Below are 20,185 nucleotides of genomic sequence, written 5' to 3'. Positions count from 1 at the left end.
AAGGCCATCCTGCCAGATGATCAGACACACCACGCTTTTGCTTCTTGCTTTCGGGCTTGCCGCACCCGTCCCGGTCTTCGCGGACCCACCGACGTCACATGTTCTTTCGCAGTCGACGGCGACGATCGCATCCGGTGATACTCTGGACAGCGTTCTTGGCAGAGCGAGCATTTCGCCAAACGTCAGGGCCGAGGCAGCATTGGCCCTTGCGGGTGTTTATGATCTGACAGAACTGCGCCCCGGACATCGGCTGGAGTGGGCTGCAGAAAAAATTGACCCCACGAGACTCTTGCGACTGTCGCTGTTTGTTGATGATGGGGTCGAGATCAACTTGTCGTTCAACGGACCGATCACAGCCGAGAGGCTTGATCCCCCGATCCGGGAAGTCGACAGACGGGAGACTTTGACCCTGCAGGGTCCCCTGTATGAGGCGCTTGTCGCAGCCAACGCGCCCGAAAGGTTCGCCGTTGACCTGACAGCGCTTCTCGCGGGCCAGGTTGATTTCAGGCGCGACATAAAAGGTGGTGAAAGCTTCGCTCTTGTCTGGCGGGAGGACCAACTTCCCGACGGAAGCATCGCGGGCGAGCCACGCTTGAACTATGCGCGGCTGGAACTGACAGATCGCGTTCTCGAACTTGTAGCGTCTGACGCTGCAGGGCCAGTCATCGTTTTTGAGGATGGAGAAGCCGTCCAACGCTCCGCTGCGCCAATCCTTGGGGCGCGTCTTTCCTCTGTCTTTGGCAGGCGCAATCATCCTGTGCTGGGCGGGGTACGGATGCATACCGGTATAGACTATGCAGCGCCTGTAGGGACCGAAGTGTCAGCAACCGGGGCGGGCCGCATCATCTTTGCCGGGACAATTCGCGGGTACGGTTTGACGGTTGATATTGATCATGGCGGTGGCGTCGTGACGCGATATGCGCATCTGTCGGAAATCACCGACACGGCGGAACAGGGAACAAGGGTAAAAGCCGGGAGCAGGATCGGAGCAGTCGGAGCTACAGGGCTCGTGAGTGGACCAAACCTTCACTATGAAGTTCGTGTGGACGGTCGGCCCATCGATCCGACGGATCGCGAGGCCCTTTCTGCTCAGGAGATCGCTTCAGTTGACGATCTGAATGCTCTTACAACCTGGCGAAAAGAGACCGGCTTCAAGTCGGCCAAAATGGAGGATCGGGGATGACGGGATTGCTGGTCAAACGACGTGAATTTATACTTGCTGCGGCGGCCTTCTGGGCCTTGCCAGTAGACAGTGCAAATTCGCAGGTAGAGCCCCCCATTCATGTCGTCAAAGGGCGCGGTTGTGAATGTTGCGAAGCTTGGGTCGACTACCTGCGCGAGCAAGGCTTCACAGTGACTGATGAAGTCTCGATGGGGACCCTGTTGATCCGCTACAAGATGGACCACGGGGTCCCGGTAAAAGCCTTCTCTTGCCACACAGGAACCGTCGACGGGTATGTGCTCGAAGGACATGTTCCCGCTGCCGACATCCGCCGGTTGCTCGTCGAAAGACCGGATGCGTTTGGACTTTCTGTGCCAGACATGCCCTACGGCTCGCCAGGCATGGGTTCAGAAGACAGCCGCGACGCATATGAGGTGCTTCTGATCAAGCGCGATGGCAGTTTGAAAGTGTTCACCAGCTATCCATCCGACTGAGCGACCAGAGGTTAAAGGAGACCACGGATCTGGGTGGCGGTGTCATCACTGTCCCAATCAAACGGGCCTTGCAGGCGCCCGATCTCACGACTTTCTCGGTCGATCAGTAGCGTCGTCGGAAGTCCGACAAAGGCGAGGGCCAGTTGAACACGAAGGGATTCAGCCCAGAACAATGACAAATTCGCAATGCCAACCTCATTGTAGAAACGCCGCCCCCTGTCAATTCCCGCATCATCGATGCAAAGAGGCAGCACCATGAAATCTGCACCGCCGATCCGCGCCTGAAGTCGGTCGAGCATTGGCATTTCTTCCCGGCACGGCGGGCACCATGTTGCCCAGATGTTCAAGAGAATCACACGGCTCCCGAAGTCTTCGAGACGCCGGTCGCGCCCTGACTCGTCCACGATCGGGGGCGAGAGCAAAGGCTGCGGGTCCCCACGAAGTCGAAAGGGCGCGCGCGCGTGTGCGCGCTGCGTGACGAATGGCATGGCCAGTGCCGCAAGAACGGCGCGTCGTCCAAAGAATCGCGTCATTGCCTATCTCCTGCGAAAAGGGCCGAGGCCCGCAGGCATACTGCGGGCCTCGGCGGCTTTTAGGCCGATACTGCGAACTCCGTCATCATGCCCGTCGAAAGGTGGGGCATGTGGTGGCAGTGCAGCATCCACCGCGCAGCTTCGCCTGCATCCACCGCGACCGTCACCATGCCCATCGGTGGCACATGCACGGTGTCGCGCACCGCACCTGCAAAGCGCGCACCACCCGTGCTGACCACTTGAAACGCATGACCGTGCAAGTGCATAGGATGCGCCATCATCGACATGTTGTGGAACGTGATCTCTACTCTGTCGCCGGATTTCGCGGTGACAGGGACATGGTTGCCCCAGGTCTGGCCGTTGATCGTCCAGACATAGGGCATCATCGACCCGCCCAGCATCAGCATAGGCTGCGAAGCCGGCGCGCGTTCGGGCAGGGGCGTGACAGCGCGCAAAGCAGCCTCTTGCGAAAGGTCAGCGCTGAATGCCGGATGTTCAGCGTCAGACAAGCCAACAACCTTCGTCACTGAAGCGCCCGGGGTCGCAAGAATTACACCCGTGCGCTCTTTTGCCCCTTCTCGCAGCGCGAGGATGGGGAAAGCTCCGCCCTCGGCTGGCACGTCCAGCTCGATGTCAAGACGTTGACCCATGGCCAGGCCGAAACGGCTGCCGGTCATTGGCTGGACCGGCTCCCCATCCACAGCGACCAGCCGCCCCGGCAAGCTGCCAGAGTCGATCCAGAAGACCGTCGCTGCTGCCGCATTGATCACCCGGACAAGGACCCGGCCGCCCTTGTCGACCTGCAAAACCTCTGGATCGTCAAGAGTGCGGTCGTTTGCGAGATAGGCATCAAAGTTATAGTCGTTCAAGTCCATGGCCATGCCATCCATGCCCGGCATCGACATCGCGTCGCCCTGCCCCATCGCACCCATGTCCATCGCGGCCACGCCATCCTGCCCCATCTGGCTGTGATCCATCCCGGCCATCGAAGTGCCGCCAGTGATCTCGGCCAGCACTTCGGCTGGTGGTCTGAAGGAGAAGTCATGCAGGAACAGCGTCACTTCCTGCCTGTCGGCCGACACATCTTCCGGCCGACGGACCACAAGCGGGGCAGCAAGCAGTAGCATTTCATGCTCCGGGATATGGGCATGCATCCAATGCGTCCCGGGACGTGCGGCAAAATCATAGCCGCGAGACTCTCCGGGTTGGAGCATCGGCATCGGCAGGTCGGGCACCCCGTCCTGCATATTGGGCGGGATCTGACCGTGCCAGTGGATGATGGTCGGTGCGTCAAGCGTATTGGTCAGATCAACCGCGAATGCCTGCCCCGGATCAAAGACAAGGCCGGAACGTCCGTTGCCGTCGAGCAAGCCCCAGACTGTCGCAGCCTTGCCTTGCACCTCAATGGTGCGCGATGTGGCCGAAAGGATCATCCGGGTGGATTGAGCACGCACTTGGGCGGGCAAAAGCAAAGTAGCGGCCGAAGCCGAAGTAGCGGCAAGAAAGCCGCGTCGGGTCAAAAGCGACATGTGAGTTCTCCTGTAAGTCGCAGAAAATAGCAGACTGGCAGACCATGGCGCGAGCGCCTGTTCTGCGGGGTCAGATCACTACGACTTTTGGAGGATGTCCGGGGGGCGGAAAGGCCAGGGAGGAAACCAGAGGATCATCTCCGGTCACAACGTCAATCGGGTGCCCGGCTATTTCAATCGTTTGATCTGCTGCCGGCAGGGTCGCAACCACAACCAAACAATGTTGCTGGCACAAGAGCATTGTTTGGTCTGACTTGTCGCTGCCCATATCGGCCGTGGTCATTTCGTGACCGGCCATGGCCATCATCTGCGCATGTTCAGCCTGAGTTTGCTCTCCAACCATGGTCCAACCGGGAACAAGCATCGCCAGCATATAGGCTGCGAAAACCAGGACTTTAACGAAGGGGGCCGACTTGTTCATGGAACTGTGGTTATCAGCATGATGCGGCACAGTCATTTGACATTTTGGTGTCTCAGAACATCCCCAAAAATCTGCGGGCTATGCGGCAGAATTGTCGGAATTTGTATACACCACCTGCCCTATCAGAAAGTTTACTGGATGACCGAAGTTTTGCGAATAATGGTTTGGCTACACGGACGGGTGATACAGATGATGAAGATTTTTCTAGCCATAGCGACAACCCTGAGTTTGGCGGCCTGCGGGGCGGAACCGATCTGGGCACCGGAGGCGGCCGTTGTCGCATCACGCTACACGCATCCCGGCCCGACGTCGGTAACACTCTACACCGTGCTTTCGACACGCAACGGCTCTGGTGCGCATGCCGGGCTTCTGATCAACGGCGCTCAGAGGGTCATGTTTGATCCCGCCGGAACATGGCGCCACCCGCAGCTTCCCGAGCGCAACGATGTGCATTTCGGTGTTACGCCAAAAATGGTTGATTTCTATATCGACTACCATGCGCGCGAGACTTTCGACGTGGTGGAGCAGACGGTCGAAGTTTCGCCCGAAGTGGCCGCACTGATCATGCAGCGGGCAATGGCCTATGGTGCCGTTCCAAAAGCGAACTGCACCATTGCGCTCTCTCGGGTCCTTGAAGGTGTCCCCGGCTTTGAAGGCTTGCCGATGACGTGGTTTCCCAAGCGCATGATGGAAGCTTTTGCTGATTTGCCCGGGGTCGAAACCCGCAAGATTACGGATGACGACGCAGACAACAATCATGGTGTTCTTCTGGTGCAAGCTGATGATCCGCGATTGGAGTAATCTTTCGGTGATCGGGCACAAATCCACCAAAGATTGATGGCTTGGATGCCTGCCGACCACTATAACCACGCCAACGTGTTCAACCGCGAGGGACAAAAACATGCAGATATCTCGACGCACCATGATCGGAGCGATGAGTTGGGCCATCAGCCTCGCCACCACGCCCGTTTGGGCCAAAACAGACGCGAGCATCCACGTGGTCAAAGATCCGGGCTGCCCCTGCTGCAATGCCTGGATCGGCCACCTTCGCGAGAGCGGCTTTGCTGTCAGCTTCGAAGAGCGCAGCGTTGAAGAACTGGCCGCATTCAAGCGCGAACGTGGCATCCCCGATGATCTTGTCTCGTGCCACACGGCGACGATCGGCGACTACACCATCGAAGGCCACGTCCCCGCCGCCGATATCCGTCGCTTGGTGGCCGAACGTCCTGCTGCTACCGGGCTCACCGTTCCAGGCATGCCTTTCGGCTCTCCCGGCATGGGGCCAGAGGCCGAGCGCGAAGCTTATGACGTTCTTCTCGTCGGACTTGACGGCAGCAGCAGCATGTTCACCAGCTATCCGGCAGCCTGACCTGGACTAGGCGAGCGGGGACGCGCCAAAAGCACCGACTCGCAGCGGCGGGGCGCAGGCGGCGATTTCCGAGAACTACAAATTACCAAGGCAGCCCGGACGAGGTTGACCGCCAAGCGTCTTCCAGAGCCGCCCGCGGGATCACACCGTCCAGCGGTCTGATGGCTACATCCAGACGACGCGCTGCGTGATAGCCTGTTGCCGCCATCAAACCGGGCGCTGTGCCATAGGCGAGACGGTAGCGCGCCACAAAACTGTCAGTCCCTACGTCGCTGTCCCATCCCACCGGTAGCACCACTTGCAGCAAGACGGTGCTGTTGGACTGATACTTTCGCGCGGCTTCGCTTGCTGCAGGTTCAGTGCCAAGGACGACCACGACATCGCCGGGCTCGGTAGGTTTACCGATCAGGCCTTCGACCGACCCGGCTGCATCGCGCGGAAGCGGAAGCACATGCACATCGACCCCACCCAGATGCCCGTCAGACGTTTCGTTTGCGTGCCCATCCCGCTCGTCTGCCGCCAGCAGGAAGCCGCGTACGGCTTCTGCGAGGCTTGCTTCACGGTTATCGTCGGCGACTATAAGAGCTGCAGTGAACGAATGCGCCAAGGCATTCCCTGACAGGGCCATCCACACTGCAACCACCAAGATAGACCGCCTGATCGCGGTCTGGACCCTTTCCACGTCCGCAAACGAGAATGGAAGACGGGCGACAGGAAAGCGCGGCAATAGGACACTCATTCTACCGCCCGTGCTGCTGTCACGGCTTCGACCAACTGCGGCTTTTCCACAAAACCGGGGATCAGCTGATCGCCGACCACGAACGAGGGCGTGCCATTGAAACCAAGCGCCTCGGCCAGTCTCATTGAGGTGGCAATATGCTCCTCAACTTCGGGCGACTGCATGTCGATCTTCAGCTTCTCAATGTCGAGACCGACCTCACCTGCTATGCGCAGCACGGCCTCTGCTTCAACCTTGCCGCGCATCGTCATCAGGGCGTCGTGCATTTCGGCGTATTTGCCCTGCTGCCGCGACGCCAGGGCGGCGCGGGCAGCAAAAGCAGACCCCTCGCTCAGGATCGGCCACTCACGCAAAACAAGGCGCACGTTGGTGTCGTCGGCCATCAAGGCATTGACTTCGGGCATGGCCCGTTTGCAGTAGGGGCAATTATAGTCAAAGAATTCCACAATCGTGACGTCGCCGTCCGGATTGCCGAGGATTGGCGCATTGGGGTCGCGTTCCAAAGTGGTGCGTTCTTTGGTGAGGACAGACGCGGCTGTGGCGGCCTGAGCTTCGGCTTGGCGCGCTTCCAGGGCCTGCAAGGCTTCCAGCACCAGTTCGGGATTTTCCCGAAGTGTTTCGGCCACGAGCGCCTTGATCCGATCATCGGAGATCTCTTGCGACAGGGATTGTTCTGGCAACGCTAGTGCAAACGTGGCGGCAAGTATCATTTGGGTAACGCGCATAGGTGAGACCTTCTGGGAAATGGGGCTGATTTTGTCGTGTGTGAACCCTCTAGCCACTTGAGAGGCAAGCAGGTTTCTTCTTGGGGAGAGACTAAGGTGCTGGTTCATTCGCTCGCCGCCTCCATGCGGGTGCGGTCTTCCTGCGTGGCGCGGACCCGCGCTGGCCAAGTCGATTTGATATAGGCGAGGATCGCTTCGATCTCGGCATCCGAAAGTTGCTCACCGAACGCGGGCATGCCTGACATGAAATCGACACCCATCTCGTCCAGCACAACTTGCCCACCTTTGCGGATGTAGTTGAGCAACATTTCATCCCCGTGGTGCCACGTGTGACCTGTCTCATCGTGGGGAGGTGCAGGATAAGTCCCGTTCGAGTTTGCTGATTGCCAGTTCGGCTGCCCTTCCAGATTTGCGCCGTGGCAGGATGCACAAGTTTCCTGATACGTCTTCCGGCCCAACTCGATATCCGGCTCACTGTGAAAGAAGGCGAAGGATGGAGTGGCCACGGTCGCCAAGAGGCCGCCGATGAGCAACGACCTTTGAAGGCGGAACGCCCATCTGTTCTTCTCCCGCAAGGTCATGTCCGGCTCACAATTGATGTCGCACCATCGGGCGGAAGGATGCGATCGGACAAGAGTGCCAGCTGATCGCTGACGCGGGTCCTTTGCGACGCGGGATAAGCGTCCGTCGGTGGCAATCCGCCGTATTGCGCGAACAGCATGATATCGCGTGCTATCGGCGCGGCAGCCGTTGAACCTCCACCACCATGCTCGACTACCACTGTGACTGCATAGCGGGGTGCGTCGAACGGGGCAAAGGCGACAAACAGCGCGTGGTCACGACGGTTCCACGGCAGTTCATCCTGTGATCGGACACCCGCCGCGCGTTCCGCCGCCGAGATCGAGAAAACCTGGCTTGAGCCGGTCTTTCCTGCCATCACTTTTGTCGGGTCGGCAATTCTTGACGCGTAGGCAGTGCCACGCTCGTGGTTAGACACCTCGAACATACCCTGCCGAACGATGGACAGCGCCTCAGCTGAAAGTCCAAGAGACGCTGGAGCAGAGTTTTCCGTCGACGTCCCGCTGATCGGCCGCACCATCCGAGGCAGCACGGCCGTGCCGGAAGCAAGCCGCGCCACCATGGTTGCGAGCTGAATCGGCGAGGCCAGAGTAAAGCCCTGCCCGATTGAGGCGTTGATCGTGTCGCCAATCAGCCAGTCTTGGCCGTACTTCTTCTGCTTCCAATCGCGCGAGGGGTTGTTGCCGCGCGCCATGCCGGACAGCGGCAGATCATACTTCTGGCCAAGCCCGAGCCGATCGTTCATGGCAAAAATGCCGTCAATCCCGATGCGTTGCGCAACCTCATAGAAGTAGACATCGCAGGACTCACGCAAAGCGCCGACCATATCCACCCGCCCATGCCCGCCACGTTTCCAGCAATGGAACCGGCGGCCTGAAATCTCGACATAGCCATTGCAGGCGACCGTTTCTGCAGGGTCCATGACACCGCTCTCAAGTGCGGCCAACGCATTCGACATCTTGACCGTTGATCCCGGTGGATAGGCCCCCTGCACTGTCTTGTCGGACAGCGGGCGAAACTCGTTGTCGCGCAGCGCGCCATAGTCCAGGTTCGAGATGCCACGCACGAACAGGTTCGGATCAAACGACGGTGCTGATGTGCAACCAAGCACATCGCCATCCGTCACGTCCATGACGATGGCCGCCGCGCTCTGACCTTCGAGACGCACGCGCATAAAATTCTGCAGATGATGGTCGAGCGTGATTTGCATGTCCGGCCCGGCTGTCGGCGGATCAAGCGCCAGTTCCCGCATGGTGCGCCCAGACACATTGACCTCGACACGCTGCGTCCCCGGCAAGCCGCGCAGCGCTCGTTCATGTCTGCGCTCAATCCCGATCTTGCCGACCTCAAAGTCTGGCAGACGGAGTAAGGGTTCAGCCGCGACCTCTTCTTCCTTCAGATCGTTCTCGCTCACTGGGCCTACATAGCCAACCTGGTGAGCAAAATCGGGACCAAACGGATAGACGCGCGACAAAACCATTTCCGGATGGATCCCCGGAAGTGCTGGCGCGTTCACAGCCACGATTGACAGTTCTTCCCACGTGACCCGGTCTTTCACGGTGATTGGAGCAAAGCCGCTTGTCCGCTCGATCTGGCCTTTGATCTTAACGATGGCTTCGTCATCAAGACCCAGAAGACGTCGCAGTTTCGCAAGCACGTCTTCAAGATCTTTGACCTCCTCGCGCACCAGCGTGATACGAAAAGCCTGCTCGTTGTCGGCCACTATCTTTCCTGCGCGGTCATAGATGCGACCTCGGTTGGGCGGCACAAGCCGCAAGCTGATACGGTTTTCTTCAGCCAACAGATAATATTGATCTGCGTCACGTACACCCAGTTGCCACATCCGCAGGCCCAGCACGCCGACAAACGTTGTCATGACGCCCCCCATCAGAAGCGCCCTTCGTGTGGTCTTCTGGGATATCTGGGCAAGGTCACGTTGAGATCGTCGCACGGTCTCCTCCCATTTCTTCCGGCCGAGATTTCCCCTTCGCGCGAACGGTCAGCACATAAGCGGCCCCTCTCAGAGCAAAAACTGCGGCGACCAGCCCCAGGAACCAAGGCTGGAGCGTATTCGGCGGCGGGGTCGCGCGGTGAAAACTGAGGAAATGCATGAACAGAAAGTAGGCTACATGCGCGACGGTCAGCCACCAGAGCGGCAGGACGCCCATTTGAAGAAATTTCCAGCCCGAAACACCAAGGCGACGCATGGCGAAGTCGCTCGAAGTCACACCCAACAGGATCGTAAGCAGAAGGGCGGCAACCCCAATGGCATTGGCAAGTCCGAAGCCATGCTGAAGCATCACATAGGTCAGAAGTTCAGGATGCCATTCGAAGCCAAAAAGCCGCATCAGGTCCCATTGGACCCAACCAATCAAGATCACAGCGGCATGAACGATCACAAGAAGGCATGCGTAGATGCCAAGCTCACGCCGGAAAGGAAGAACACGCACGATACTCCGGAGGAACCGAGCCAATGGCCCTAACCCGACGGACAGAGCGACAAGTACCATGGAGGCATCCCCGAATGCTCGGTTCCAGCGGTGCATCGGGCTGAAATCGAAGTGTACGGCGGCAAAGCCAAGAACCAGTCCGGTGGCCAAAAATGCCACAGCCGCATGGCGAACCAGCGTCCGTTGTGCCAGACGACGCGGCCTTGCAGCGTGGCCTGATATTTCGGCGACCCTCATTTGTTGCTCCCAAACGACGTTGAACTGGCGTTTACTGTTCCGCCCGCCGACATTCTGAAATCACGGTATGCCCGCAACGCCCGCATCGCGGCGAATGACATGATGATCACGCCTGCCACCGCCAGATAGGGCCGAACCGGGTCGAACCAGGCCAACAGGGCTGGGCCACCGAAGATCAGCATCAGGACTTTGTTGCAGGTCGGGCAAGCGATGCCGAGAAAGCTTGCAACGCCACCCGCCCCGGACGTTCGCAAACGGCACTGCGGAACCCAGAGGCCGATGATCACGCCAACCAATATCGCAGTTAAGGTCGTCGCCCCAAGCTCCCAGGGTCCAACCGGGGTCATGCGCACAAAGAAGGGATTGATCCAGACAGCGGTGACTGTACCCAAGGTGGCGAACACGGCCAGCCCGGCAAGAGTTCCGCGAATGAGCCTTTGGAGGGCATCTGCGCGCAATTTCTCAGACGCGATAATTTCAGGGAGCATCGAACTGAACCTCCGCAAATTCCTCACCAAAACCGACATTGACGAGCCATAGGCCAGCCATTGGCAGCTTGAGGTTGACCCGCCAAACACCTGCCTCGACCAATTCAAGGGGCGGTGTGAAACCGTCCATGTGCATCTCGACCATGGCAAAGTTGACGTCCGGTCGCATGTCGATCGACTCTGTTGTATCAGCGTCGGGCACGAACTGGATGTCCATACGGACATCTCGGTTCCCCGTGGCGTAGACTTGCACGTCGATTCGTCCGTCCGGCAGCATTTCAGAAACCGATGCAGTCGGTGCGACTCCGCCGGATGATATCGGCACTGACGCCGGGGGCCGCATCGCTGCCCAGATGAATGCACCCACAAATCCGAGGACGCCGAGAGCAACGAGGATGGCCAGAACTCTAGTTTTCATTGCTCATGTCCATGTTTGAATGATCCATCCCCGCCATGGGTGTGTCTGTGGGCAGCGGTCCGGGCGCGGGCACTAATCCAGTGCCATCGGGATCAAGAAGGTAGGTTGCAATCGCTTCGCGGTCGGCGTCCGTAAAATAAGAAGTGCCCTGCGCTACGACCTCAGCCATGCTGCCGCCAAAGGCATCTCCGTTCGGAAGGAGCCCGGATTTGAGGGCATAGCTGAGGTTGCCCACCGTAAAGCCCCGCCCTAGGAGGTCGGCCACGAGGATCGACGGCGCCTTGCTGCCGCCAGGCAGATCGTCGTTTCCCGCAAAACGCGCGCTGTCTTTCAGGCCACCGGCAAGGTTTCGTCCCGTGTGACAGGCCGCGCAATGCGCCGCCCCTTCAACCAGAACACGTCCGCGGTTCCACGGCGACGATGTGCCCATCAGCGCGTCCGTCACCGGCGCATCAAGATAGTTGGCCCGCCACAGCTTCAGCCCGGACCGAAAACTGAAGGGGAAGCCCACATCATGGACAGGAGCTGCTTCGGCGACGGGTGGGACAGTCCGAAAAGCCTCCCACAAGTCGGCGATGTCCTGGTCTGTAAACCCGGCGTAGAAGGAATAAGTGAAGACCGGATAATAGGGGTCCCCTTCTGGGGAAACGCCCTGACGCACGGCACGCGCGAAATCCTGAATGGTCCACCGCCCGATTCCCGCCACAGGATGCGGCGTGATGTTCGGCGGCACGAAAGTTCCGAACGGCGTATCGAGCGGTGCACCGCCTGCAAGTGCGGGGCCCTTCGCCGCCGCGTTGGTGTGGCACGACACGCAACCGCCTGAACGGGCCAGATACGCCCCACGTTCAGGGTCGCCGATCGGAAATGCGGCGGGCTCCGCATCTCCGATGGGCCAGAGCGCCAGCACCCCGGCACCAAGGCTACCCACCACGGTCGGCAAAATGGCAAAAAGCCGGATCAGGCCCCGCATGGTCAGTTCTTTCCCGCGCGAAACTGCGCATGACAAGAGGAGCAGGTTCCGCTGATCCGAGTGAACAAATCATCGGCGGCAAGGCTAGAAAGGGTCGGCGCTAGGGAGGCCGGGTCTGCCTGTCCTGACGAAACCGGGCTGTCTGCGGTCTTTTCGGCATAGCCCATTAACTCTGCCACCGAAAAACCGGGATTGGTCTCTTCGACAGGGGGCATGGCCATTCCGGTATGATCCATCCCCGCCATGTCTGCCGGCAGTGCGGAAGCCGGTTCAAGCCCGTTCGGCGCAGCCTCGGACAGGGCATCTGCGTATACCCTCATCTCTTCTGCCAGAGCTGCAAAATCCTGCCAGTTGGACCAGATCTCCGGCTTGGCATAGGTTACGCCTTCAAGGCTGCCTTCGGGGAAGAGCGACAGCATGGTTTCGCCGGCGTGGCTCGCGATCACGGCGGCGCCTTCCGAGACGATGAAGGCATCGTAGGGCACAGCGCCCTGCATCATTGGCGCCAGTTCCGCCACGGTATCCCGCATCGCCGTCATGCCGTTCATCCTCTCAAGGACGACGCCTTTCGCCCCGTTGTGTGCCATCGCCACTGCCGCGACTGCGGAAGCGGCAAGCGCCATAGCGCCTGTCCATTGTTTTGCCATCTGCCTGACTGCTCTCGGTTTGTTGTTTTTGATTGACCACCGCGCACCGCACTTCAGGCGGTTCGCGAACTGCGCACATGTTTTGGGTCAGGATTAAAACGACAGAGCACTCGACTGGGCCTGAAACGGCACCATCGAACCATGGCTCTTGCCCAGGCTGACCTTCAGATCAGCAGACGTGGAGGGGGCAGACTGACAGAGGGGCCCCCGAAGCGAAGCTGGGTCTGGGCCAAACGCGGTCGCGACATCACTGCATGGCTGGGGATGAACGCAGTCACTGCGCCGACTGGCAACACGAATGCAGTACATGCCAGCGCCGGATGGCAAGACAGCGATATGTTCGTCGATCCGGCAGTGCCGTCTGACATCTCTACCGAGGTCGGGGAGTGATGATCAACCGGGGCGAACGCCGATGCAGATTGGCCAATAGTCAAACCGCAGAGCAGCACGATCATGAAAGACCATGCCCATAGAACACGGACCATCCCGCCCGGAAGCAGGAAGTTCAACGCGGTCCGTTTGGTGTGCGTCTTCAACATAAGGCTAGATCAACTTGACTTGCGTCCCGACCGGAACTCGGTCGAAGACTTCTTCAATATGCTCGTTGTAGAGGCCGATGCAACCGTTTGAGGAACGGCGCCCGATTTTCCGCGTATCGTGGGTGCCGTGGATGCGGTAATATTGCCAGGACAAATAGAGGGCACGCGTTCCAAGCGGGTTGCTGGGGTCGCCGCCCGGCACAAATGCTGGCCACTCGGGATTGCGCTCCCGCATCGATGGCGTCGGTGTCCAGCTTGGTTTGACGCGCTTTTCGACGACTTCGGTATAGCCCCTGCGAGTCAGATCCTCGGATAGCGGGACAGAACTCGGATACAGGAACATCTGACCGTCACCGGTCCAGTGCTGGAGAACCTTCGCGGTCGTGTCAGATATGATGATCCCAAGACCCAACGCATCGAAATGGTCTTGCCACTCGTGAACCCGAAACGACGAGATGTTATTGCGAACCGGGCCTTCGGTGTCTTCGGAGGCAAAGGCGGCCCGGCCCACCAAAAAGGGCGCGGCCAGTGCTCCGACAGCGAAGTAACGTCGATTGGATCGCGTGGGCTGCACCTCGGTTTTTTCATCGTGATACAGCCTTCCAACGTGGGAAGGTCAAACCGGTTTGTCAGATCAAATGGTCACAAACTGGTGATGACGTGGCGATTTCGCCGCGCCGCGCGAAAATAGCAGAGGTCACTGCGATGTGAACAACACTTCAGAGCACATGTGACTCTATATATGGTGATGCGAAAGTTACTCGCCATTCTTTGCAGCGCTGTTGTGCTCGCGTCTCTTTTTGGGGAGGCGCGATCGGATCATGCAGTTCATGAAAGCCCCTTTCTCGAAATGCATGCCATGCCAATATTCCAGGAATCCCACTGCGGCGGCGGTTCTGGTCATGTGGCCTGCCAGGTCCTATTGGCCGGTCAGGTCGCGACTCCGATATTGAAGATCGCTTTTGCCCCATCGCAGTTCGAAATCGGGCCAGTACGGGCAAGCAGCCGCATCTCTTCTCCACAACCGCCGCCTCCGCGATACGTCTCCTGAACGAACCCAAGTCCAATCGCTTCATCCCAGGAGACATCATGATTTCCCGACGTTCCTTTTTAGGCGGTGCCGCAGCTGCCGCTTTTGCCACACCGTCTATCCTGCTAGCCCACACCGAAGAACCTTTCGTTTTGGCCGAAGAATTTCAGCCGCGAGAGGTGCGCGTCCGCGAGCAGCACGCTCCGGGTCAGATCCTTGTATTCCCGCGTCTTTACTACCTCTACCACGTCTTCGACAGCGAACGCGCAATTCGCTACGGCGTCGGTGTTGGCAAGGCTGGTCTCGAATTCAAGGGAACGGCGATCATCGAGCGCAAGGCCGAGTGGCCCTCGTGGCGGCCGACGAATGACATGATACGGCGTGACCCCGACCGCTATGCGCAATTCGCGGACGGCGTGCCGGGCGGGCCCGGCAATCCTCTCGGGGCGAGGGCGCTTTATCTCTACAAAGACGGCCGTGACACCTATTTCCGCATCCACGGCACGACAGATCCGGCCTCCATAGGGCAATCCGTATCGAACGGCTGCATCCGCATGCTGAACGATCATGTAAAGCAGCTCTATGATCAAGTGCCCGTCGGCACGCCGGTGACCGTACTGTGACAGGATCACGCCGTGGCCTGCTCGTTCTTGGCGGGACCGTCGCCCTGATCTACGGCTTGCGTGCGCTGCCGTGGGACCGTCTTCCCGGGCGCGGCCCAGGTTACATCGACTTGCCAGACTTGCCGCCATTTCGCCGGCTTGAGGAACAGGGTCAGACTTCTGGAGCAACGGTCGCACTCATAGGGCTAGACGCACCGCCCGCCGATGTTGATCAGCGACGCGCGCGTGCAGACGCTTTGCGTGCCGACCTTTGCCCTGCTCTGTTCGGCCCGGCGGTACTGACGGAAATCGTCCCAATCGCATATTTCAGTGAATTCCGCTGCCCTTACTGTCGGGCACTTGAGCGGGATCTGGACACGCTTTTGGCAGAGGATACGGCATCCTTCCGCCTCATCCAGCATGAACTTCCGATTTTCGGGCCTGCGTCCGAACTCGCCGCACGCGCGTCGGTTGCGGCCGCACGGCAAGGCAAGCAGCAGGAGCTACGTCGACACTTCATGCGGACGCCACTGGTCGCAGAACCGGCATCCGTCTTGCGCGTAGCCACCGACATCGGACTCGACGTCGATCAGCTTGCCCGCGACATGGCCTCGCCGGAAGTCCAGGCAGACCTTGATCGGACCCGGGCTCTCGCCGATATTTTCGGGTTTATCGGCACGCCGGGGCTCGTGATCGGGCGAACCGTCCTCAACGGCGCAATTCCCTACACACTCCTCCGGCGCATCGCGGAAGACGAGAAATCCAGACAGACATCTGTATGCTGACGCTATGAACACGCCGTCGCACATGTTGATCGGAGCGGCTTTTTTTGCGCGGCCCCTGGCATCGGCAACACTTGTTGCGGCGATGGTCGGTAGCTTTGTCCCGGACTTGCCGATGTTCGCTATGGTCCTGTGGTCCACCCGCGTGCTCGGTTTGCCGGAGCATGATGTCTTTGGACGGCTATACTTTTCGGCCCCGTGGCAAGCGATTTTCGCGGTGGATCACGGCTTCCTGATCTGGGCCCCGCTTTTCCTCGCTGCCCATTGGAGCGGCCGCGTCCTGCTTCGTGCTTTCGCGGGGTCTGGTCTGCTTCACGCTGTAGCGGATTTCGTAACCCATCACGACGACGCTCGACGCCAGTTCTGGCCGCTGTCTGACTGGATCTTCCGAAGCCCGGTCAGCTACTGGGACCAGCGCTTCTACGGCGACGTTTTCGCGGTCTTCGAGGTCGGGTTGGTTGTCTTGCTCGCTCTATTCTTGTTTTGGCAGTTCAGGCGGGCATGGCAACGGGCGCTGATCCTGGCGCCCGCAGCCCTGATCGTCGTGCCTGTGATCCTCACCGGTGGCTTCCATGGACTGCACGGCATGGGGTGACGGGCAAGAATGCTGCGGGCAAGGTGATCATTGGCCACAATGCCCACACCGCAAGTTTGATCACATGCCTTTCGCGGCAAGCCAGGCGTTCATGTCGGCAATCTCCGCTTCCTGGGCCGCGATGACTTCTTCGGCCAGCTTGCGCATCTCGGGATCCGTACCAAATTCAAGCTGCACTTTCGCCATGTCGATGGCAGCCTGATGGTGCGGGATCATGCCTTTGACGAAATCGACGTCGGCATCGCCGGTATAGGGAGCCATATTGGCCATCATGGCGTCCATCGCGGCGGCATAGCCTTTCACGGCTGCGTTGTCGGCCAGTTCTGGCGGGATCATGGCAGCGTGGCTCATCATGGTCATGCCGTCGGTTCCCATGTTCATGCCTGAATGGTCCATCCCTGCCATATTGTCGGTCTGGGCATAGACATAGTTTCCTGCGGCCAGCACGGCGGCCAGCACGGCAGCGGTTGCAATCTTCTTCATATCGTTTTCTTCCTTTTACTTTCTAAACTTTATCTTCATGGCCCAGCTAGCGCGATCACGCAGGTGCATAGCCAACTTCGGTCAAGGCGTTAACCAGTTGGTCGCGCGGAGCCGAGGATTTGACATCGACTTTGCGTGCACCGGGATCGGCATTGACTTCGGCGGTCGGATCAACCGACTGGATTGCCTTGGTCACGCTGCGTGCGCAGCCGCCACAGGTCATGTTCTCAATATGGAACTGCATGAGTACCTCCTTCAGGGTTCCGTCTCATGCAACACCATATGGGGCTTCCCATCGTTGTAAGGTCAAGAGCACAAACCCGTGAGTGAAAAAACAAAAAACAGCCCTTGACCTTACCATCATGGGAAGCCCTATCTCGAATAGCGGAAACATATGCCGAAGGAGTTCCGCTGTGAACATGCAGGCGACTACATTGCCAATTGCTGAGGCAGAGAAATTCGTTCTCGACGTGGAGGGCATGACCTGCGCCTCTTGCGTCGGCCGTGTCGAGCGCGCTCTGAAAGCGGTGCCCGGCGTTCAATCGGCGTCGGTCAACCTCGCCACCGAAAGGGCAGAGGTGAAGGGCGCAGCCGTTGACCGTGCGTTGCTCGTCAAGGCTGTCGAGGATGCGGGCTATGACGTTACCTCTCGCCCTGTCGATCTGCAGATCGAGGGCATGACATGCGCCTCTTGCGTCGCCCGGGTGGAACGTGCGCTGAAAACTGTGTCCGGGGTAACCTATGCCTCGGTCAATCTGGCAACCGAGCTGGCACATGTGATTGGACAGGCCGATCCTGCCGCCCTGATCCGTGCCATCGAAGATGCGGGATATTATGCGCGTCTGGCCGTGTCCGCCGCCGATCTGTCGGAGGAGGTAACCTTGCGCAAGGCCGCCGAGGAAAGCGCCCTGAGGCGGGATCTGCGGATCGCCGCCGCGCTGAGCCTGCCGGTGTTCCTGCTGGAGATGGGATCGCACCTGTTCACATGGGTGCATATGGCGGTGATGAACACGATCGGCATGCAGAACAGCTGGTATCTGCAGTTCGCCCTGACGACGGCGGTTCTCTTTGGCCCGGGTTTGCGTTTTTTTGCCAAGGGGCTGCCCGCGCTGGCGCGGTTTGCCCCGGACATGAACAGTCTTGTCGCTGTCGGCACCTCAGCCGCCTATGGCTATTCGCTGATCGCAACCTTCGTCCCCACTTTGCTGCCACCAGGCACGGTGAACGTCTACTACGAGGCGGCGGCCGTCATCGTGACGCTGATCCTGCTTGGCCGCACGCTCGAAGCGCGGGCCAAGGGGCGAACCTCTGAGGCGATCAAGCGTCTGGTCGGATTGCAGGCCAAGACGGCGCGGGTTTTCCGAGATCGTGCTGTGGTCGAGTTGCCGATTGCCGAGGTTCGTCCGTCCGATCTGGTCGAGGTGCGCCCCGGCGAAAGGGTGCCGGTCGACGGTGAAGTGACCGAAGGGGCCAGTTGGATCGACGAAAGCATGATCTCGGGCGAACCGTTGCCGGTGGAAAAGACGATTGGCAGCGCCGTGACCGGTGGCACGATCAACCAGACCGGTGCCTTCACCTTTCGCGCCACGGCGGTGGGCGAAGCGACGATGCTGGCCCAGATCATCCGCATGGTCGAGGCCGCCCAGGGGGGAAAGCTGCCGATCCAGGCGTTGGTGGACCGCGTGACCATGTGGTTCGTGCCCGCGGTTATGGCACTGGCCGCGCTGACCTTTATCGTCTGGCTGGTTTTTGGCCCTGAGCCTGCCCTGACCTTTGGCCTTGTCAACGCCGTGGCAGTACTGATCATCGCCTGCCCCTGTGCAATGGGGCTGGCCACGCCGACATCGATCATGGTCGGAACCGGGCGCGGCGCGGAACTGGGCATCCTGTTCCGCAAGGGTGAAGCGTTGCAGGCCTTGCAAGACGTCAAGGTGGTGGCCTTTGACAAGACCGGCACGCTGACGATGGGCAAACCCAGCCTAACGGATCTTCACCTTGCCCCCGGCTTTGACCGTAACCAGGTGCTGGCCGCCGTCGCGGCGGTCGAGGGTAAATCAGAACACCCGATTGCCCGCGCTATCGTGGCAGCAGCAAAGGAGGAGAACCTGACCCTGCCCGAAGTGACCGGATTCGCCGCCGTCACGGGCTATGGTGTCCTGGCGCGCGCCGGCGACTCGCAGGTCGACATCGGGGCCGACCGTTACATGGCAAAGCTCGGTCTGGATGTGGCGGTCTTTGCCGATATCGCGGTCCGGCTAGCGGATGAGGGCAAGTCGCCTCTCTATGCCGCGATAGAGGGCAAATTGGCGGCGATCCTTGCCGTTGCCGACCCGGTCAAGGCAACGACACCCCAGGCGATCAAGGCCCTGCATGTGCTTGGCCTGAAGGTTGCGATGATCACGGGCGACAATGCCCGCACGGCGCAGGCCATCGCACGGCAGTTGGGCATCGACGAGGTCGTGGCCGAGGTCCTGCCCGACGGAAAGGTCGCCGCCGTCAAGCGGCTGAAGGCCCTTGGCACATTGGCCTATGTCGGCGACGGGATCAACGATGCTCCGGCTCTGGCTGAGGCGGACGTGGGGCTTGCAGTTGGCACAGGCACAGATATCGCCATCGAGGCTGCCGATGTGGTGTTGATGTCGGGGCGTCTTACCGCAGTGCCCGACGCCATTGCGCTCTCGAAGGCCACGATGCGCAACATCCGGCAGAATCTGTTCTGGGCCTTTGCTTACAATGCCGCCCTGATCCCGGTCGCCGCCGGGGCGCTTTGGCCGGTTTACGGAATTCTTCTGTCGCCGATCTTTGCCGCCGGCGCGATGGCGCTGTCGTCGGTCTTCGTTCTTGGCAACGCGCTGCGTCTGCGCCGCTTTGCCCCTAATCAAGCCTGAAGGAGCCAGATCATGAACATTGGTGAAGCCGCAAAAGCCTCGGGCGTATCTGCCAAGATGATCCGCTACTACGAGTCTACAGGCCTAATCCCTGCGGCAGGGCGCACCGGTTCGGGCTACCGCGTCTATTCTGATACCGAAGTGCAAATGCTGCGCTTCATCCGGCGCTCTCGCGACCTTGGCTTTCCGGTAGAGAAAATCGAGGAACTGCTGGCGCTCTGGCGAGACCGATCCCGCCAGAGTAGCGACGTGAAGCGTCTGGCACAGGAGCAGATAACCGGGCTGGAGCGGAAAATCAGCGAGATGCAGGCCATGATGGAAACCTTGCAGCAACTCGCCGATGAATGCTGCGGGGATCATCGGCCAGATTGTCCAATTCTGGCTGACCTCGGGAATGGCCCCAGCCCCGCAAGTAGGGCTGAAATAGAGAAGAAGACTGGTCTGTCTCGTTCTGGAAGACTGGCCGATGCGCGCCCACGCCAACATCAACCCGTGGATTGAC

General features: G+C 59.7%; 24 protein-coding genes. 9 read left to right on the top strand and 15 right to left on the bottom strand.

Translation table 11 applies throughout. The features are described 5' to 3' along the window. Positions 1-16 precede the first annotated feature (16 nt). Entirely contained in the window at positions 17-1,183 is a 1,167-nt protein-coding gene (locus KM031_RS22290) for a M23 family metallopeptidase (protein ID WP_215507460.1), read from the top strand. Beyond that, complete coding sequence (locus KM031_RS22285; protein ID WP_215507462.1) at positions 1,180-1,656, top strand: DUF411 domain-containing protein; 477 nt, start codon at positions 1,180-1,182, stop codon at positions 1,654-1,656. Before KM031_RS22290 ends, KM031_RS22285 begins: the two co-directional genes overlap by 4 nt. 11 nt (positions 1,657-1,667) lie before the next feature. Here the strand turns inward: KM031_RS22285 and KM031_RS22280 are convergent, their stop codons facing one another. The 3 genes from KM031_RS22280 to KM031_RS22270 all read right to left on the bottom strand — a co-directional run bounded on the left by KM031_RS22280 (position 1,668) and on the right by KM031_RS22270 (position 4,175). Next, positions 1,668-2,189: a TlpA family protein disulfide reductase gene (locus KM031_RS22280; RefSeq protein ID WP_246567342.1), complete on the bottom strand. Its 522-nt coding sequence runs from the start codon at positions 2,187-2,189 to the stop codon at positions 1,668-1,670. 59 nt (positions 2,190-2,248) lie between these two features. Then, complete coding sequence (locus KM031_RS22275) at positions 2,249-3,718, bottom strand: multicopper oxidase family protein (RefSeq protein ID WP_215507464.1); 1,470 nt, start codon at positions 3,716-3,718, stop codon at positions 2,249-2,251. Positions 3,719-3,788: 70 nt separating this feature from the next. Further along, positions 3,789-4,175: a hypothetical protein gene (locus KM031_RS22270; RefSeq protein WP_215507466.1), complete on the bottom strand. Its 387-nt coding sequence runs from the start codon at positions 4,173-4,175 to the stop codon at positions 3,789-3,791. A gap of 156 nt (positions 4,176-4,331) precedes the next feature. On the opposite strand from KM031_RS22270, the gene KM031_RS22265 reads away from it, so the two are divergent. Together KM031_RS22265 and KM031_RS22260 are read left to right on the top strand one after the other, a co-directional pair. After that, positions 4,332-4,940: a hypothetical protein gene (locus KM031_RS22265; protein WP_215507522.1), complete on the top strand. Its 609-nt coding sequence runs from the start codon at positions 4,332-4,334 to the stop codon at positions 4,938-4,940. 100 nt (positions 4,941-5,040) lie between these two features. Continuing rightward, a complete protein-coding gene (locus tag KM031_RS22260; RefSeq protein WP_215507468.1) occupies positions 5,041-5,508 on the top strand; it encodes a DUF411 domain-containing protein in 468 nt (155 codons plus the stop codon). 82 nt (positions 5,509-5,590) lie between these two features. Here the strand turns inward: KM031_RS22260 and KM031_RS22255 are convergent, their stop codons facing one another. The 10 genes from KM031_RS22255 to KM031_RS22210 form a co-directional block, all read right to left on the bottom strand. Beyond that, a complete protein-coding gene (locus KM031_RS22255) occupies positions 5,591-6,154 on the bottom strand; it encodes a hypothetical protein (RefSeq protein WP_260692251.1) in 564 nt (187 codons plus the stop codon). A gap of 89 nt (positions 6,155-6,243) precedes the next feature. After that, a complete protein-coding gene (locus KM031_RS22250; RefSeq protein ID WP_246567345.1) occupies positions 6,244-6,972 on the bottom strand; it encodes a DsbA family protein in 729 nt (242 codons plus the stop codon). 104 nt (positions 6,973-7,076) lie between these two features. After that, positions 7,077-7,553 (bottom strand): c-type cytochrome, encoded by a 477-nt coding sequence (locus KM031_RS22245; protein ID WP_215507472.1) that lies wholly within the window; start codon positions 7,551-7,553, stop codon positions 7,077-7,079. After that, complete coding sequence (gene mrdA, locus KM031_RS22240) at positions 7,550-9,502, bottom strand: penicillin-binding protein 2 (RefSeq protein ID WP_215507474.1); 1,953 nt, start codon at positions 9,500-9,502, stop codon at positions 7,550-7,552. The genes KM031_RS22245 and mrdA overlap by 4 nt, the downstream gene beginning before the upstream one ends. Next, a complete protein-coding gene (locus tag KM031_RS22235; RefSeq protein WP_215507476.1) occupies positions 9,483-10,238 on the bottom strand; it encodes a ferric reductase-like transmembrane domain-containing protein in 756 nt (251 codons plus the stop codon). The genes mrdA and KM031_RS22235 overlap by 20 nt, the downstream gene beginning before the upstream one ends. Continuing rightward, the gene (locus tag KM031_RS22230) at positions 10,235-10,726 is read right to left on the bottom strand and encodes a hypothetical protein (protein ID WP_215507479.1); all 492 of its coding nucleotides are present in this window, start codon (positions 10,724-10,726) and stop codon (positions 10,235-10,237) included. Before KM031_RS22230 ends, KM031_RS22235 begins: the two co-directional genes overlap by 4 nt. Further along, on the bottom strand, positions 10,716-11,144 hold the full coding sequence (locus KM031_RS22225) for a hypothetical protein (RefSeq protein WP_215507481.1): 429 nt from the start codon (positions 11,142-11,144) through the stop codon (positions 10,716-10,718). The genes KM031_RS22230 and KM031_RS22225 overlap by 11 nt, the downstream gene beginning before the upstream one ends. Then, positions 11,134-12,117: a c-type cytochrome gene (locus KM031_RS22220; RefSeq protein ID WP_246567352.1), complete on the bottom strand. Its 984-nt coding sequence runs from the start codon at positions 12,115-12,117 to the stop codon at positions 11,134-11,136. Before KM031_RS22220 ends, KM031_RS22225 begins: the two co-directional genes overlap by 11 nt. Before the next feature lie 2 nt (positions 12,118-12,119). After that, positions 12,120-12,764 (bottom strand): c-type cytochrome, encoded by a 645-nt coding sequence (locus tag KM031_RS22215; protein WP_215507483.1) that lies wholly within the window; start codon positions 12,762-12,764, stop codon positions 12,120-12,122. Positions 12,765-13,307: 543 nt separating this feature from the next. Beyond that, positions 13,308-13,877, bottom strand: coding sequence for a L,D-transpeptidase (locus tag KM031_RS22210; RefSeq protein ID WP_215507485.1), 570 nt, complete (start codon positions 13,875-13,877; stop codon positions 13,308-13,310). Positions 13,878-14,392: 515 nt separating this feature from the next. Between KM031_RS22210 and KM031_RS22205 the strand changes: the two genes are divergently transcribed. The 3 genes from KM031_RS22205 to KM031_RS22195 all read left to right on the top strand — a co-directional run bounded on the left by KM031_RS22205 (position 14,393) and on the right by KM031_RS22195 (position 16,312). Continuing rightward, positions 14,393-14,956 (top strand): L,D-transpeptidase, encoded by a 564-nt coding sequence (locus tag KM031_RS22205; protein WP_215507487.1) that lies wholly within the window; start codon positions 14,393-14,395, stop codon positions 14,954-14,956. Between the two features lie 236 nt (positions 14,957-15,192). Further along, positions 15,193-15,720 carry a DsbA family protein gene (locus KM031_RS22200; protein ID WP_215507489.1) on the top strand — a complete coding sequence of 176 codons (528 nt, stop codon included), beginning with the start codon at positions 15,193-15,195 and terminating at the stop codon, positions 15,718-15,720. A 4-nt stretch (positions 15,721-15,724) separates the two neighbouring features. Continuing rightward, positions 15,725-16,312, top strand: a complete 588-nt coding sequence (locus tag KM031_RS22195; RefSeq protein ID WP_215507491.1) for a cobalamin biosynthesis protein CobQ — start codon at positions 15,725-15,727, stop codon at positions 16,310-16,312. Between the two features lie 60 nt (positions 16,313-16,372). On the opposite strand, the gene copM is transcribed toward KM031_RS22195, so the two are convergent. After that, on the bottom strand, positions 16,373-16,795 hold the full coding sequence (copM, locus tag KM031_RS22190; protein WP_246567355.1) for a CopM family metallochaperone: 423 nt from the start codon (positions 16,793-16,795) through the stop codon (positions 16,373-16,375). 55 nt (positions 16,796-16,850) lie between these two features. Beyond that, positions 16,851-17,039, bottom strand: a complete 189-nt coding sequence (locus KM031_RS22185; protein ID WP_215507493.1) for a heavy-metal-associated domain-containing protein — start codon at positions 17,037-17,039, stop codon at positions 16,851-16,853. 175 nt (positions 17,040-17,214) lie between these two features. Between KM031_RS22185 and KM031_RS22180 the strand changes: the two genes are divergently transcribed. Both KM031_RS22180 and cueR read left to right on the top strand, forming a co-directional pair. After that, entirely contained in the window at positions 17,215-19,683 is a 2,469-nt protein-coding gene (locus tag KM031_RS22180; RefSeq protein WP_215507508.1) for a heavy metal translocating P-type ATPase, read from the top strand. A 12-nt stretch (positions 19,684-19,695) separates the two neighbouring features. Then, positions 19,696-20,184, top strand: a complete 489-nt coding sequence (gene cueR, locus KM031_RS22175; protein ID WP_215507510.1) for a Cu(I)-responsive transcriptional regulator — start codon at positions 19,696-19,698, stop codon at positions 20,182-20,184. Position 20,185 lies beyond the last annotated feature (1 nt).

Origin of the sequence: Gemmobacter fulvus (assembly GCF_018798885.1) — a bacterium.
GTDB classification, from domain to species: Bacteria; Pseudomonadota; Alphaproteobacteria; order Rhodobacterales; family Rhodobacteraceae; genus Gemmobacter; species Gemmobacter fulvus.
Note: the sequence above shows the minus strand (reverse complement) of the source record. Positions and strands in the feature narration are given on the sequence as shown.